This window comes from Synechococcus sp. R60.1 (assembly GCF_047461835.1).
In the GTDB taxonomy this organism is placed as follows: domain Bacteria; phylum Cyanobacteriota; class Cyanobacteriia; order Thermostichales; family Thermostichaceae; genus Thermostichus.
On sequence record NZ_JANSIA010000074.1, the window covers coordinates 1 to 15786 of the forward strand.

The 15786-nt window shown below is 61.7% G+C and carries 8 protein-coding genes; 3 read left to right on the top strand and 5 right to left on the bottom strand.

Going from position 1 to position 15786, the window contains the following annotated elements; all coding sequences use genetic code 11:
- The first annotated feature begins 83 nt into the window (after positions 1-83).
- Positions 84-1970: an NFACT family protein gene (locus tag NW834_RS10470; RefSeq protein ID WP_414419816.1), complete on the top strand. Its 1887-nt coding sequence runs from the start codon at positions 84-86 to the stop codon at positions 1968-1970.
- Between the two features lie 6 nt (positions 1971-1976).
- On the opposite strand, the gene NW834_RS10475 is transcribed toward NW834_RS10470, so the two are convergent.
- The 5 genes from NW834_RS10475 to NW834_RS10495 form a co-directional block, all read right to left on the bottom strand.
- A complete protein-coding gene (locus NW834_RS10475) occupies positions 1977-6788 on the bottom strand; it encodes an alpha-2-macroglobulin family protein (RefSeq protein ID WP_414419815.1) in 4812 nt (1603 codons plus the stop codon).
- A gap of 72 nt (positions 6789-6860) precedes the next feature.
- Positions 6861-8087, bottom strand: a complete 1227-nt coding sequence (locus NW834_RS10480) for a type II secretion system F family protein (protein WP_414419814.1) — start codon at positions 8085-8087, stop codon at positions 6861-6863.
- A 197-nt stretch (positions 8088-8284) separates the two neighbouring features.
- A complete protein-coding gene (locus NW834_RS10485) occupies positions 8285-9427 on the bottom strand; it encodes a type IV pilus twitching motility protein PilT (protein WP_414383847.1) in 1143 nt (380 codons plus the stop codon).
- Positions 9428-9558: 131 nt separating this feature from the next.
- On the bottom strand, positions 9559-11622 hold the full coding sequence (locus NW834_RS10490; RefSeq protein WP_414419813.1) for a GspE/PulE family protein: 2064 nt from the start codon (positions 11620-11622) through the stop codon (positions 9559-9561).
- A gap of 156 nt (positions 11623-11778) precedes the next feature.
- On the bottom strand, positions 11779-13416 hold the full coding sequence (locus NW834_RS10495) for an acetolactate synthase large subunit (RefSeq protein WP_414419817.1): 1638 nt from the start codon (positions 13414-13416) through the stop codon (positions 11779-11781).
- Between the two features lie 178 nt (positions 13417-13594).
- Between NW834_RS10495 and NW834_RS10500 the strand changes: the two genes are divergently transcribed.
- Positions 13595-14647, top strand: a complete 1053-nt coding sequence (locus NW834_RS10500; protein WP_414419812.1) for a dipeptide epimerase — start codon at positions 13595-13597, stop codon at positions 14645-14647.
- Positions 14647-15708 (top strand): DUF1611 domain-containing protein, encoded by a 1062-nt coding sequence (locus NW834_RS10505; protein ID WP_414419811.1) that lies wholly within the window; start codon positions 14647-14649, stop codon positions 15706-15708. Before NW834_RS10500 ends, NW834_RS10505 begins: the two co-directional genes overlap by 1 nt.
- Positions 15709-15786 lie beyond the last annotated feature (78 nt).

Below are 15786 nucleotides of genomic sequence, written 5' to 3' on the forward strand. Positions count from 1 at the left end.
TTTGGAAACAAACAGAATGCTATCGCTGCATAGTTGAACAGTGATGTTCAGCAGTGTTCAGCGTAAATGTATCAGCAACAGGGATGCAGCCCGTTGATCTGACCACCCTGCGCGCTGTGCTGGCAGATCTAGCCCAGGCTAAGACAGGTCGGGATCCAGTGTTGCCTGCCCGCGTGGAATGGATCCAACAGACCGATCTGTGGACGGTGATCATCGGTTTGCGCACCCTCACTGCCCGTCCCTGCCTGCTGTTGTGCTGGCATCCTCAGGCGGCCCGTCTCCACCTCTGTCAGCCTCCTCCCAAAGAGCCGGATGGCTTTCAATTTAGCCAGTTCCTCCAACGGCACCTGAAGGGTTTGGCTCTGACGGAGCTGGCTCTGCTGGAGGATTGGGAACGGGTGATTGACTTGCGCTTTGCCCCTCGGCCCGGGGATCCCCCTTATCGCCATCTCTACCTGGAGGTGATGGGCAAGCACAGCAATGCCATTTTGGTGGACGAGGCGGGCATGATCTTGGCCAGTGGCCATGGGGTAAGCGAGCGCCAATCGCGAATCCGTCCAGTGCAGCCGGGCCTGCCCTACGAGGCTCCTCCGGCCCTAACCGACCCGATCCCGCAGCGATCCGAGCCCTTTTCCTGGTGGCAAGAGCGCGTCGCCCTGATCCCTGTCCCCATCGGCCAACGGCTGTTGCGCTGTTATCGCGGCCTCAGTCGGCATTTGGTGGAAGCGATGTGCCATCAGGCTGGGATCCCGCCGCAAACCTCCACCGATCACCTCTCTGCCCGCGATTGGCAGGCACTGTTTGCCAGGTGGCAAGACTGGTTAACCCGTCTGGAAACAGGCCAGTTTGACCCGGCCCCAACTCCCCAGGGATACACCGTTCTCGGCTGGGCAAGCCCTCCCGTCAGCAGTGCCGTTCGCGTTGGTGGGACGGAATCCCTGCAGCAACCCTCTCGGCCCAACCTGCACCAACTTTTGGAAAGCTACTACCAGGCTCAGCTTAACCGCGAACAGTTTGAGCGAGAGCGCCACCGTCTGCTGCAAAGGGTATCCACCCTGCTGAAAAAGCTCTATCAGCGGCGAGAGCAATTTGAGGCAATGCTGGCCGACTCCACCCAAGCGGAAGCCTCCAAGCAGGCTGCCGACTTGTTGATGGCCCACCTCCACCTCTGGCGGCCAGGGTTGCATCACATCGAGCTGCCGGATTTTGCCAGCGGCCAGACGGTCAAGATCCCTCTCGACCCCGAAAAAAATGCCATTCTCAATGCCCAAGCCTACTACCGCAAGCACCGCAAACAAAAACGGGCCCAGGATGCCCTCCGACCTTTACAAGAGGCGCTCGGCCAAGAGATCCTCTACCTCGAGCAGGTGGAAGCGTCTCTACAGCAGCTGGAAACCTATCGGGATCCCCAAGACTTGACCACCCTCAAGGAAATTGAGACCGAGCTGATTGAACAGCGCTACTTGGAGAGTCCCACTCGCAACAGCGGGACAGAGTCTCTGCGGGCGAGCTCAAAACATGCCTCACCGGCAACCTTCAACCCCCACCGCTTTACCAGCCCCAGTGGCTTCTCCATTTGGGTGGGGCGCAACAACCTGCAAAATGATCAGCTCACCTTTCGCGTGGCTCAGGAACACGATTGGTGGTTTCATGCCCAAGAGATCCCCGGCAGTCATGTGCTGCTGCGCTTGCCCCCCGGGGCTGTAGCAGAAAGCGAAGATCTGCAGGCGGCTGCTGATTTGGCGGCCCATTTCAGCCGCGGTCGCCTCAGCGAACAGGTGCCGGTAGTCTACACTCGCCCGAAACTGGTGTTCAAACCCAAGGGATCCCCGCCCGGCATGGTCGTTTACAAGCAGGAGCAGGTGCTTTGGGGGCGGCCCAGCCGTGCTCAATTCCTCATTGCGTCAGCCCTCGTGAACACCGACGCGACCGGTGGCTTCGTTTCTGGCCCATGCCACGAGCAGGCTTGAGGGAATCTAGGGAAGAACCTTGAGGGAGTAAGGGGCGCTGCGGCCATAGCGGCTGGGGTCGTACATTTCTTCTGCCAAAGCAGGAGCCACCTGGAATTGGCCGGGGATCTCCGGACGGAAGAGATAGACAAACTCATGGCGACCCTGCTTGAGCTCGGTGCTGAAAAAGGCCACGCGGTCATCCCGATTCTCTTGGCGGGTCCAAAACCAGTCCCACCAGTAGTCTGGGGCCAAGCCGGTGAACTCTCGCGGATCCTGGGAGGTGATCTCGGCGCCGCTGGGCAGGGGATCCTCGACCACCACGTAGTGGCTGTCCCGCTCGGCTTCCACCGTCAACCGGGCCAGGAGGATTTCTCCGGCCCTTACTGTGTCGCCAGGGCGCAGCGGCTGCTCTCGGTAGCGGATCTCCCCGTTGGGTTGGGGCTGGGGCTGTAGGCGGAAGTAGCTGCGGCTCACCGCAAAGCCTTGGGCTTGAGAGGGCAGAGGGTTGGGGACGAAGGCTTCTCCCCTCAAGCTGTAGTAAAGGGGGCCGGGGCCGGACTTTTCCAGGCGCAGGCTGCTCAGGTTCCCCACTTCTGCGTCAGCCCAATCCAGCCCATAGCGGGGATCCCCAGCGCCGGCCTGCCAGCGACCGAGAAGGGATCCGGTTGTCCCATCCAACACCCGCACCTCGCCGGGGCTGGGAAGCTGCTGCTGCTGGGCCTGGTAGTAGGCAGATAGGCCGAGGAGAGCATCGGCGGTGGCTTTGGTGGTGCGCCAGCGGTTGTTTTGCCGCTGCTGGAGAAGGGCCTCGGCAATCTGGGCAGCCCGGTCATCCTGCAAGCGAACGGCCAATTGCAGTAGGGGGCCGGCCACCTCCATGTCGTCGTAGGTGGAGCGCTCTTGGGTCGCACGAGTTGGAGCAGCCGGGATAAACCAGCGCCCTTGGGGATCCTGTTGCCGCCGCTCCAGAACCTCATCCAGGGCTGCCTGGGCAAGATCCCTCTGGCCCAGTTGCAGGGCGGCCAGCCCTCGGTAGGCCAGGCCAAAGGTGGAGAGCCGCTCCGGCGGCGGCAGGTCGGCAGTTACCAAAGCGGGATCCCAGAGGGCCAGGCTGTAGGCGACAAAAGCCTGTAGATCGGGGGAGAGGGCTTGGGGCTGGGCCAGTTGATCGGCCAGATAGTCCAAGGCCTGCCGCACCCGCCACTCTTTGAGGGCATAGCCAGCAGCTTGGGCAAGATGATATCCCTGCAGGATGTATCCGGTCAGATAGGGGTTGCTCCGGTCATGGGCCCACCAGCCCCAGCCCCCATCGTAGTTCTGGGATCCCTCCAGTCGCTGCAAGCCGGATCGAAGCACTCGAGGCAGCCGCTCCAGGGTTTGAGAGCGCAGGTTCAAGCCCAACTGCTTGCTGACTTGGGCGACGGCTAGGGCGGGCAAGAAGCGACTCAGGGTTTGCTCGGTGCAGCCGTAGGGGAACTTCACCAGGTAATCCAGCGGCCCCAGCAGGGTTGCTGCCGGGCTAGCGGCCAGTTCCAGGTGAAGCTGCCGGGATCCCGGCACCCAGGTGGCGGGCCAATCCAGCGGCAACTCCAGACTGCCAGACTCCCCTTCACGCAAGCCAGACGGGGTTCCCAGTTGGCCCACTTGGGAGAAGCGATGCGCCGCCCCAAAGGGCTGGCTGGGGATCTGCAGTTGCAATGCATCTTTCAGCCCATTCCCTTCCGCCCAGACCCGCAGAGAGGTATCTCCGGCCCCCAGAACCTGGAGAGGCCATTCCACCCGCCCCGCTCCTTGGGCCGGCACGGTGAGGCGTTGTCGTTCCGGGCCTTGCAATTTCAAGATCCCACCGGCAGGAACAGGAACTTCCAGCCGCACCTCCACCGCTTGGGCTTGACCCGTGCGGTTTTGCACAATGGCCGCCAAGGTGAGCTGATCCCCCACCCGGAAAAAGCGGGGAGCGGCCAAGCGCACCAACAGGTCTTTGCTGACTGAGACCGTGGCAAGAGCGGATCCCACCTGGGTGTCGGCAGTGGCAGCGCGGGCGGTCAAGCGCCAGGTGGTCAGGTTGTCGGGCCAACGCACCTGTACCTGAGCCAGGCCATCGGCATTGGTGACCAGATCCGGGAACCAGGCGGCGGTATCGCGAAAGTCCTCCCGCACTTGGCCGGCCAGCTTGTCGGCACCGCCGGGATATTGCTGAGGGAAAGAGGTAGTGGTGGTAACTTGGTTGTACTGGCGCCCATAGAAGAAGCGGCGAATATCCGGGGTGAAGTCGGGTCGCAATAGGTAGAGGGCATTGTCCACAATCCCTAGGCCCACCTCGGCGCTCACCGGCTGCCCTTGGGCATCGCGGGTGCGGATTTGGATTTGGGCGGTCTCGCCCGGTCGATAGGTGGGTTTATCGGTTTGCAGCTCCACCTGCAAAAAGCGATCCAAGGGGGAGACCCGCAGCAGGGCCTCGCTTTGGTACAGCCGCCGCTCTGGGCCGATGGCAGTGGCAGTGACGTAGAGATTGGGACGATAGTCGCCGCGGATGGGCAGCCGCAGCGTGGCCGTATGCCCCTGGAGACGCAGCACCTGCACCTGGTGCAGCCGGGATCCCTCAATGCCCACCAGCACCGCCACATCCGGCAGCGGCGAGACTATCAGGATCTGGGCCTCCTCCCCCACCTGGTAGATCTGCCGATCCGCCACCACCTCCAGGCTGGGCAGGGATCCCCAACTTTGTAGGGGGCTGCCCGGCTCCACCACCCAGAGATAGTCCACCTCCTGCACCCGTTCGCGCCAGCGGTGCGGAGCACTTTGACGGCGGGGATCCCATGCCGTCAACCGCACCCGGTAGTCTCCCGGCTCCAGGTCGGCGGGCAGGTGGAGGTCGAGGCTGCCTTCCCCGTTGACAATCTGAAAAGGCTGCCGCAGCAGGGTACCTTGCCGTTGGTAGGTGTTGCTCTTGGGATCCCAGCGCCAGCGCTCCAGGCTCAGCTCTCCGGTGGCGCTGACGGGGCGGCCATCGTAATCGCGGGCTTGCAGCCGGTAGGTGAGGGTATCCCCCGGAGCGGGCAGGTGGCGGTTCACTTCCGCAAACAGAGCAAATTCGCCAGCCGTGACCCAGGCCCGCGCCGATCCTGTTACCGTCCGGCGGCTGATATCGGTCACCTCCACCTCGATGCGCAACTGCTGCACCTCTTGGGGGCCCCAGTAGCTGTCTTCTTCCCAGTTGAGATCCTGCAGCAGGCGATCCAGGCGAAACTCCGCCCGCCCTTGGGCATCCGTCACCCCTTCCCCTTCCGCCACCAACTGGCCGTAGCCGCCGTAGTAGCCCTGCTCCTCTCCCAGGTCGTCGGCGAAATAGTCTTCCTCGGCAGAACGGGGCAACAGCCCATAGCGCAGGCTCCAGTCGGGGCTGCTGTAAACTCGGTAGCGGAGCTGGGCAGCGGCCACCGGCGCGCCGAAAAGATACTCGGCCTCCACCTGCACCTTCAGGGATCCCCCCCGCACCAGCCAAGGTCGGTCGGGCACCACCGCCACCTCAAACTCCGGCTTGCGGTAGGCTTCCACCTGAAAAGAGGTGTATTCGCGGCTGGATCCCTGCGGCCCTGACACCTGCCACTCCAGGCCGTAGCTGCCCAGGGACGCTTCTTCTGGCAGTTGAAACTCCCCATGGACACTGCCAAAAGCATTGGTGGCCAGGGTTTGTTCGCTCAACACATCCCCGTTGGGGGCCGTAAGGGTCAGTTGCACTGCTTGTCCTGCTGGGGGCGGCGTGAGGCGGGTTTGCTCTCGCACCAGGGCGCGGAAATAGACGGTTTGGCCAGGGCGGTAGAGGGGACGATCGGTGTAGGCGTAGATCCGGTGGGGCTGGTTCCAGCCATAGGCGTAGCTGCGGGACAAAGCCTGCAGGGTGTTGTCGGCACTGCGGCCATAGACCACCAGGGAAGAACCCTCTCTCGCCGGCAGGCCAAAGCGGGCTAGCCCCTCTGCATCGGTGGTGGCCGTCAAGGGATCCCCCCACTCCCCGAAAACTTGGATCTGGATCCCCGACAGGGGGCGCAGCTCCCGCAAATGCACCGCCTGCACCACCAACTGGCTGGGGTCCTGCTTCTGGATCAGGCCGAGATCGCTCACCAAAAACCAATGGTCGGAACGGGGCAAGGGTGCAGCCGCATTCAGCGGCTCCCGGCCCTCCGCCTCCACCCAGTAGGCCCCTGGCGGCAGGATCCCCAGCTCCAAGGTTTGGGCTGTCCACCCCTCTCCCGCTCGTCGTGGCACCGGCTGCTGCCAACTGCGCACAAGCTCCCGCCGCAGGGTGGGATACAGAGCCGGATCCAGGGAGCCATAGCCAGCATCCGCCAAATCCCGCAAGAGAGGGGATCCCTGCAGCTCTGTCAGGGAAAAGCGATAGAGGCTGAGCTGCACCGAGCCCAGGCTGGTGGCCCGCCACTGCAGCCGCGCCGGTTCTGCGGTCGTAAACACCTGGCTGGTGCTGTAGAGATAGAGACCGGGGGGGACAAGCTGAGGGCGCAAGGTGGGGATCCGAACCGTTGCCCCCTCCCGCACCAGAACGGATCCCTCGCTGCCCACCGTTTCCAGGCCGGATCCCTGCACCGTCACCTGGTATTCCCCAACAGGCAATCGATCCAAGCGATATTCGCCATCTGCGGTCAAGCTGGAGCTGCGCGTGACCGGGCCGGCGGCGATCACCCGGACGCTCTCCAGAGCTACCCCTGCCGGCAGCTCCACCCGTCCCGCCAGGGATCCCGTCGGCTGTTCGGAAAGCAAAACTGCCAGCCCCACCCCCAACAACAGCACCAGGGCCGCTAACCATCGCCTCAGCATGGGATCCCTCTCCTCCGTTGCTCCTACCCTGTGCCCTGGCCGCCCTGGGGGTTCAAGGGTCAGCCCAATCCACTACTTCACCAGCTCGAAGACGTTGAACATGGGCAGGTACATGGCCACGATAATGCAGCCCACCATACCGCCCAGGATCACGATCATCAACGGCTCCAGCAGGCTGGTGAGGGCGCGTACCGCCTCCTCCACCTCCAGCTCGTAGAAATCCGCCGTCTTCATCAGCATCGCGTCCAGCTCCCCTGTCTCTTCCCCCACGCTGATCATCTGAATGGCCATGACTGGGAAGACCTTGGCCTTGTCGAGAGCAGGGGCAATCTGCCCTCCCTCTGAGATGGATTGGCGGGCGGCGTCAATGGCGTTGGCCACCACCTGGTTGCCGGAGGTGTCGCGCACAATTTCCAAGGAAGTCAGCACCGGCACCCCGGAGCGGGTGAGAGCGCCAAAGGTGCGGCAGAAGCGAGCCACCGCCGACTTCTGGATCAGATCCCCGAAGATAGGGAGCTTGAGGGCCAGCGCGTCGATGGTCTCCTTGCCGGCAGGGGTGCGGTAAAAGCGCCGGAAAGCAAAATAGACGGCCCCTAGAAAGCCCACCAGCCCCAAGCTGTACTGGGGCGTGCGCAGGAACTTGCTGATGTTGATGAAAAACTGGGTAAAGGCGGGCAGCTCCCCACCCAAGTCGTTGTAGATGCTCTCAAACGTGGGCAAGATGAACAGCACCATGCCCAAGAAAATCAAGACAGCCAAGATCGTCACCACCACCGGGTAGGTCATGGCTGACTTGATCTGCTTCTGCAGGCGATCCATGTCCTCCAGCAGCTTGGCCAGACGGTTGAGCACTTCGTCCAGCACGCCGCCCACCTCCCCCGCCTGCACCATGCTGCAGTAGAGGCCGTCGAAGGCGTCGGGATAAGGGCGGATGGAGTCGGAGAGGTTTTTCCCGGCTTCCACGTCTGAGCGAATGGCCCTCAGGTATTTTTTGAGCTTGGGGTTGCCGGTTTGCTCCTCCATGATGGTGAGAGAGCGCACCATCGACACGCCGGCGTTGATCAAGGCAGCAAATTGCCGGGAGAACACTGCCTTGTCGCGAATGTCGATGGATCCCAGCATTGAGAAATCGAAAGACGTATCCAAGGAAAAGAAGGGTTTCTCCTCCTGAATGTCTTCCTGTTTGGCAAAAATCCCGTCTCGGCGCAGCCGTGCACGAACTTCGGTCAAGCTGTTGGCCACCACCGTCAGGCGTACCGGCTGACCGGCCTTTAACCCCCGAACCTTGTAGCGCGGCATGGCTGTACCCCCGGCTAGATCGCTCTAAATAACGAAATGGCTTTAAATGTTTCGCAGGTGCAAAAGAGAAGTCAGCCCAAACCTTGGGCCGATCAACGATCTCTCAGCTAGAGCTTAGCCACAAATTGAGGCAGTGGCTAGAGATCGGCAATGAACCCTCACCCGGGGATCCCAGCACTGCCTGGTGGCAACGAGGTTTAGCGACGGGCGGCAACTGCTGGTGGCCGCTGTTGCTGGGCAGCCGCGGCTGGCGAGGGCCCAGTAACGTTGCCCAAAAGCCGTTGCAACTCCTCGGGGCGAGAGGTCTTAGACATGGCCGTATCGAAGTCGATCTTGCCCTGTAGGTAAAGGTTAGCCAGATCTTGCTCCAGCGTTTTCATGCCCTGCTTGCCCCCCGTCTGGATAGCCGAGTAGATCTGGGCAGTTTTGCCCTCCCGAATCAGGTTGGCAATGGCCGGCGTCACCACCATGATTTCCTGCACCAGCACCCGTCCAGGCTCTCCTGGCTTGGGATTGAGGCGGCGGGCCAGAGTTTGGGAGAAGACGGCCTTGAGGGAGTTGGAGAGCTGCACGCGAATCTGCTGCTGTTGCTCGGGCGGGAACACATCCACCAAGCGATCCACCGTCTGGGCGGCAGAACTGGTGTGTACTGTGGCGAAGCAGAGGTGGCCGGTCTCGGCGGCGGTAATGGCCAACTGGATGGTCTCCAGATCCCGCATCTCCCCGATCAGGATCACATCCGGATCCTCCCGCATCGCTGCCCGCAGGGCATTGGCAAAACTCTTGGTGTCTTCCCCCAGTTGCCGCTGGTGGATGATGCTGCGAATGGGGGTGTAGATGTACTCAATGGGATCCTCGATGGTGAGGATGTGCTCGGCCCGTTCGCGGTTGATCATGTCGATCATGGAAGCCAGCGTAGTCGATTTGCCAGATCCCGTTGGGCCGGTTACCAGCACCAAGCCCCGCGGCAGGCGAGCTGCTTCCTTACACACATCCGGCAGGCCCAGCTTGTCGATGTTGGGGATCTCAGAAGCCAGGGCCCGCATGGCGCAAGCATAGGTGCCGCGATCGCGGTAGACGTTCACGCGGAAGCGCCCGATCCCCCGCACCCCATAGGAGCAGTCCAATTCCCAGTTTTGCTCCAGCTGCTTGCGCTGGTTGTTGTTCAGCATGCTGAAGATCAACCGCTGCACCTCCTCTGCCGAGAGAGGCTCATGCTCTGTCGGCTCAAGGTGACCATTGATGCGGAAGTAGGGGGGCAAACCCGCCGAGATATGAATGTCGGAACCGCCCTTTTGGACGATTGCTTCCATGAGGTCTTCGATCATCAGTTGGGGCATAGGGTTGGGTTCTCCAAAGGCGAGTAGAACTGTCTATCAAAAGAGCCGCCGGCCAAAGCCATGTGAGAAAGGCAACTGTATAGGACTGTTATAGTCGGCACCCCAACATCGTCAAGTGCCAAGCCGACTTCCTAAAACTTCGGGGTCAGGCAATAGGGGCAGTCCATCCAGTCCACATGCAAGGCCGCGCCACAGTTGCGGCAGGTGCTGAGAGCCTTGGCACGGGCCTTCAGCTCGCTTTCCAGACCCTTGTCGGTGAGGGTCACCCGATCCACCTCCTCCAGCGTGGTGAGGCCCTGCTTCACCAGCATCAAACTGTAGGCCAGCAGGGTTTTCATGCCACTTTCCACCGCCGCTTCTTTGATCACCTCCGTGGGGGCCTCTTTGTTGATCAAGTCCGCAAGGCGGTCGTTCATGCGCATGAACTCGTACACCCCTACCCGACCTTTGTAGCCCACGCCCCCACACTTCTCGCAGATGGGCTTGCCGGTGGCCTTGCGCTGCTCCACTTCTTTGGGGGAGAGCTTGTTGGCTTTGTAGAAGGTGAGCTGCTCGCCGTCGCCACTGAGGGTAAGGCCATAGCGGGCCAGCTCCTCCGGCGTGGGGTGGTAGGGGATCCGACATTCGGTACACACCCGGCGCATCAAGCGCTGGGCCAACACCCCCAGCAACGAGCTGGAGATCATAAATGGCTCGATCCCCATCTCCGTCAGACGGGCAATGGCGCCAGGGGCATCGTTGGTGTGCAGCGTGGTCAACACCAAGTGGCCTGTGAGGGAGGCTTCGATGGCGGTTTTGGCCGTCTCGTGGTCGCGGGTTTCCCCCACCAGGATGACATCCGGGTCTTGCCGCAAGAAGGCCCGCAGGATCATGGCAAAGTCCATGCCCTTTTCTCGGATCACCTGCACCTGAGTGATCCCCGGCAGCGAGTATTCAATGGGATCCTCGGCAGTGCTGATGTTGATGCCCGGATCGTTCACCTCCGCCAGAGCCGAGTAGAGGGTGGTGGTTTTCCCGGATCCCGTTGGCCCAGTCACCAAGATTAGGCCAAAGGGTCGCCTGACAATCTCCTTGAAGCTTTCCAAGGTCTCTGGGTCGGTGATCAGCTTGTCCAGCCCCAGTTGGGTGGCGGAGTTGTCCAGGATCCGCAGCACGATCTTCTCCCCATAGCGGGAGGGCAGGGTGCTGACCCGGAAGTCCACCTTGCGCCCCTTGAAGACCCGCCGGATCCGCCCATCCTGGGGCATGCGCCGCTCGGCAATATTCAGGTTGGAGATGATTTTAAAGCGGGCAGTGAGGGCGGGGACGATCTTCTTGGGAAAGTTTTCAAAAGCCTGCCGCAACACCCCATCTTTGCGGAAGCGGATGCGCAGGTATTCTTCTTGCGGCTCGATGTGGATGTCGGACGCCCCATCCTGCAGGGCCTTGACCAGGATCTGGTTGGACAGTTTAATAATCGGGGCATCATCTGCCGATTTGACCTGCTGCTCCAGGGATCCCTCGCCGGCCTCATCGGCAGTCACATCCTCGATGCTGTCCAGATCGATTTCGGCGGTATTGACCACCACCTCTTCTTCCTGTTGGGCAGCAGCCGCGTCGTTGATCCCCTTGATGGCCAGCAGCTCCGCCTGCGCATCCATGTAGCGGTTGATCAGGGTCTCGAAATCCCGCTGGGTGAAGACCCGCCGCTGCAGCTTCAGCCCCTGGATGCGGAAGCGCCGTTGAATGTCGTCCAGTGCCTGCAGGTTGTCTGGCTTGACCATCGCCACCGTCACCTGATTGTCTCGACGGCGAATGGGCAAGAACTTGTAGCGGTTGCAGATGTCGAGGGGCAAGATCGAGTCGATCAGCCCAATCATCTCGGAGATCTCCACCGGCTCCAGGTCGACATCCAGGGAGGGGATCCCGTAGATGATTTTCAGTTCAAAGAGCTGCTGCCGTTTGTAAGCCCGCTCCAGGTCAGGGGTGATCTCTTTGCCCACGATATCCTTGACCACCAGAGCCAGGGCCTTGCTGTTGCCCTCTCGATCCGCTTTGAGGGCGTTTTGGATGTCCTGGATCTGCTTATCGTCGGCAAAGCCCAGCTCCTTTAACTTGCGGCCAAAGGGGGTAATGCTGACGTTGGCGATGGCCAGAGCTTTGCTGGCAGCGCCGGCGCGGCGCGAGGTAAAAGGAGGGGGAGGAAGATCGTTCATGCTGGCGGGTCACCCACAATGCCTCTATTTCACTGCACTCGGCTGCTAAGGGTCAACGGTAAAGATACATAAGTCTGGACTTCCCAGAGGCCGCCAACCCTGGGCTTACTATGCCCCAACTCGGCTCAAATCTCGCATTCACATCCATCTCGTCCCCTAAGCCTCGCAGACCAACGCTTGCGACCGCTGGGTTAGGTAAAGGTTTTCGCTGTAATCGACAGGGCAGTCGATGAGGGTGGGCACCGGCTGCTCGAGGGCCTGCTTCAGGATGGGGATCAGCTCGGCAGCCTTTTCGACACGGTAGCCCTTGAGGCCCATGCTCTCCGCCAGCTTGACGAAGTCTGGATTGCCGAACTTGACGAAAGCAGCCTCGTTGTATTGATTGTGTTGCTTCCACTCGATCAGCCCATAGCCGCCATCGTTGAAGATGAGAGTTACAAAGGGAGTGCCCACCCTGAGGGCAGTTTCCAGCTCTTGGCAGTTCATCATGAACCCTCCATCTCCGGTTACGGCCACGATGCGCCGGTCGGGATGCACCAATTTGGCGGCCAAGGCCCCCGGAATGGCGATGCCCATGGCGGCAAAGCCGTTGGAGATGAGACAGGTGTTGGGTTTGTCACAGTGGTAGAGGCGGGCCATCCACATCTTGTGGGCGCCGACATCGGAGATGACGATGTCTTCCGGTTCCAGGACTTGGCGCAGGTCGTAGATCAGCTTCTGGGGTTTGATCGGGTAGCTCTGATCCTGGGCATAGCAGGTGTACTCGCGGACGATGTTCTGCCGCAGGCTGAGGCCATAGGGATCCGGCTTGCCCGTGCGATCGCAGCGGCGCAGGATCTCCATCAGGGAGTCGGAAATGTCTCCCACCACCTCCACTTGCGGAATGTAGCTGCTGTCGATTTCTGCGGGCAGGGCAGCGATGTGAACGATGGGGATGGTGCCGTCGGGGTTCCATTTCTTGGGAGAGTACTCGATGAGGTCGTAGCCGACGGCGATCAACAGATCGGTGCGGTCGAAGCCACAACTGATCAGATCCCGCTGCTGTAGGCCAACGGCCCACAAGGACAAGGGGTGGGTGTAGGGGATCACTCCTTTGCCCATGAAGGTGTTGACCACGGGGATGTTCAAGCGGGTGGCAAATTCCGTGAGGGCGCTGCTGGCTTGGGCGCGAATGGCCCCATTGCCGGCCAAAATCAAGGGGTTGCGGGCGCGGGAGATCAGGGACGCCGCTTCGTTCAGGCTTTGATAGGAGGCGTAGGTTTTGTCCAGGCGATCTCTCCTCAAGGGAGTGCCGCTGGCTTCCATGGCGGCGATGTTTTCCGGCAAGTCGATGTGGACGGCCCCGGGCTTCTCGGTTTGGGCCAATTTGAAAGCCTTGCGCACGATCTCCGGGGTGATGCTGGGGCGCACGATCTGGGCATTCCACTTGGTGACGGGGGCAAACATGGCCACCAAATCCAGGTATTGATGGGATTCGATGTGCATGCGGTCGGTGCCGACTTGGCCGGTGATGGCCACTAGGGGTGCTCCATCCAGGTTGGCATCGGCAACTCCGGTCATCAGGTTGGTGGCGCCCGGCCCCAAGGTGGAGAGACACACCCCCGCTCTGCCCGTCAGCCGGCCATAGACATCGGCCATGAAGGCGGCCCCCTGTTCGTGGCGGGTGGTGATAAAGCGAATTGAGGAGCGGCGCAGGGCTTGTAGGACTTCCAGGTTTTCTTCGCCAGGAACGCCGAAGATGTACTGCACCCCCTCATTTTCCAGGCAGCGAACCAGCAGTTCGGCGGTATTCATGGTGGCAAGGGTATGGAGAACGGTGGATCTGGATCCCACCATAGACGGCGGACGGGGCAAGGGATAACTTGTTTTCTGGGCTTGGGGACGGGGGCAGGCTGGGCTGGGAACCAAGCTAAGCTCAAAGGGGCGGCCCAGGCCCAATTGCCCCTCCAAGCTTCCTCTTCTGGAGATGCCCATGCGGCTCTACGTCGAACCTTTCACCGTTCACAAGCGCTACGCCTTGACCATCAGCCGAGGTACCCACAGCGAGACAACCTTGGCTTGGGTGCGAATTGAGGAGGAGGGAGTTGAAGGGTGGGGAGAGGCTTGCCCTTTTTCGGTGAGCGACGACTACCACCAGTCTCTGGACGACATCCTGATGGGTCTGGAGGTGGCCAAAGGGATCCTACGCCGCCACTCCCCCTGGGAGCGCCAGCCAATTGAGGCGGAACTGCTGCGGGCCGGGATCCCTTCGGCAGCGCGGGCAGCGGTGGATATGGCCCTGCACGATTGGATGGGCAAACGGCTGGGGAGGCCCCTGTGGCAGTTGTGGGGGCTGGATCGCTCCCGCATTCCGCCCACGATGATGACGATCGGCATCTCCACCCCGCAGGCGGCCCGCCAGCGCGCCTTGGCCTGGATGGAACAGACCCAAGCGCGGGCCTTTAAGATCAAGCTGGGCAGCGGCTCAGGACTGATGGCGGATCAGAACATGCTGATTGCCGTACAAGAGGTGATCCCGCTGGGATCCCTGATTACAGTGGATGCCAACGGCGCTTGGACGGTGGAGCAAACCCTGAGCATGAGCAACTGGCTGGCGGGGCAAGGGGTGAGCTACCTGGAGCAGCCTTTGGAGAGGGGGCAGGAAGCGAAGCTGATCACCCTCTGGCACGAGTCGAAGCTGCCCATTTTTGTGGATGAGAGCTGTATGGACAGCCGCGATATCCCCCCTCTGGTGGATCGCGTCCACGGGATCAACATTAAGCTGATGAAGTGCGGAGGCCTCAGCGAAGCCTGGCGCATGATCCACACCGCCAAAGCCCACGGCCTACAGGTGATGTTGGGCTGCTACAGCAACACAGCTCTGGGGAATACAGCGGCAGCCCACTTGGCTCCCCTGGTGGATTACCTGGACTTGGATAGCCACCTCAACCTCATCGACGATCCCTTTGCCGGGGCCATCCTGCAGGAGGGCTGCCTGCTCCCCACCGACCGACCGGGCTTGGGGGTAGAGCTGCGGGAGGAATAATGGGAAGGCCGGAATCCCTGTCCAGCGAAAGTCGCGTGGCCATCCTGCTCCACGGGGGATTGCTGGGGGAGCATGGGAAAACGGGGCTGGGGCTGCTGCGCTACGGCTCTTTCCCGGTGGTGGCGGTGATCGACCGGGAGCAGGCGGGGGGATCCCTGGCCCATCTGACCGGAATAGCCAAAGACATCCCCATCGTGGCCTCGGTGGAGGAGGCGCTGGCCTACCGGCCTGAAGTTCTGGTGATTGGGATTGCCCCTTCAGGGGGGCAGTTGCCGCCAGCCTGGCGGGAGGAGTTGGGCCTGGCCCTGCGAGCTGGCCTATCTCTGGTGAATGGGCTGCACACGCCTTTGGCCGAGGATCCCCAGTTTCGGCAGTGGTTGCAGCCGGGGGCCTGGATCTGGGATATTCGCCGCGAGCCCCCCAACCTGTCGGTGGGGAAAGCCCTGGCCCGCACCCTGCCCTGTAAACGGGTGTTGACGGTGGGCACCGACATGAGCGTGGGCAAAATGTCCACCAGCTTGGAGCTGCACCGGGCCAGCCTGAGACGGGGCCTGCGCTCCCGCTTTTTGGCCACCGGGCAAACCGGGATTCTGATCGGCGGCGAGGGGATCCCTTTGGATGCGGTGCGGGTGGACTATGCCAGTGGGGCGGTGGAGCAACTGATCTTACGCTATGGCTCTGACCACGACATTCTGCATCTGGAAGGCCAGGGATCCCTGCTCAACCCCGCCTCTACGGCCACCTTGCCCCTGTTGCGTGGATCCCAGCCCACCCACCTTATCCTGGTACACCGCGCCGGCCAGACCCACATCAAGGGGATAGACTACGTGCCCATCCCGCCCTTACCCAAAGTGATCGAGCTGTATGAGCAGGTGGCAGCGGCTGCCGGGGCCTTTGCCCCCGCGCCCGTGGTGGGGGTTGCCCTCAATACCTTCGGCTGGGAGGAAGAAGCGGCCCTAGAGCAGATCCGCCGGGTGGAAGCCGAGACCGGACGGCCCTGTACGGATGTGGTGCGTTTTGGGGCGGATCCCTTGTTGGAGGCAATTCTGGCGGCAGGATAACTCAGCTAGAAATCGCAGGAGCCCCGCACTGTACCCGTAGGGTCAGTGTCGGGAGGAATGCGGAAGTCACAATAGAAC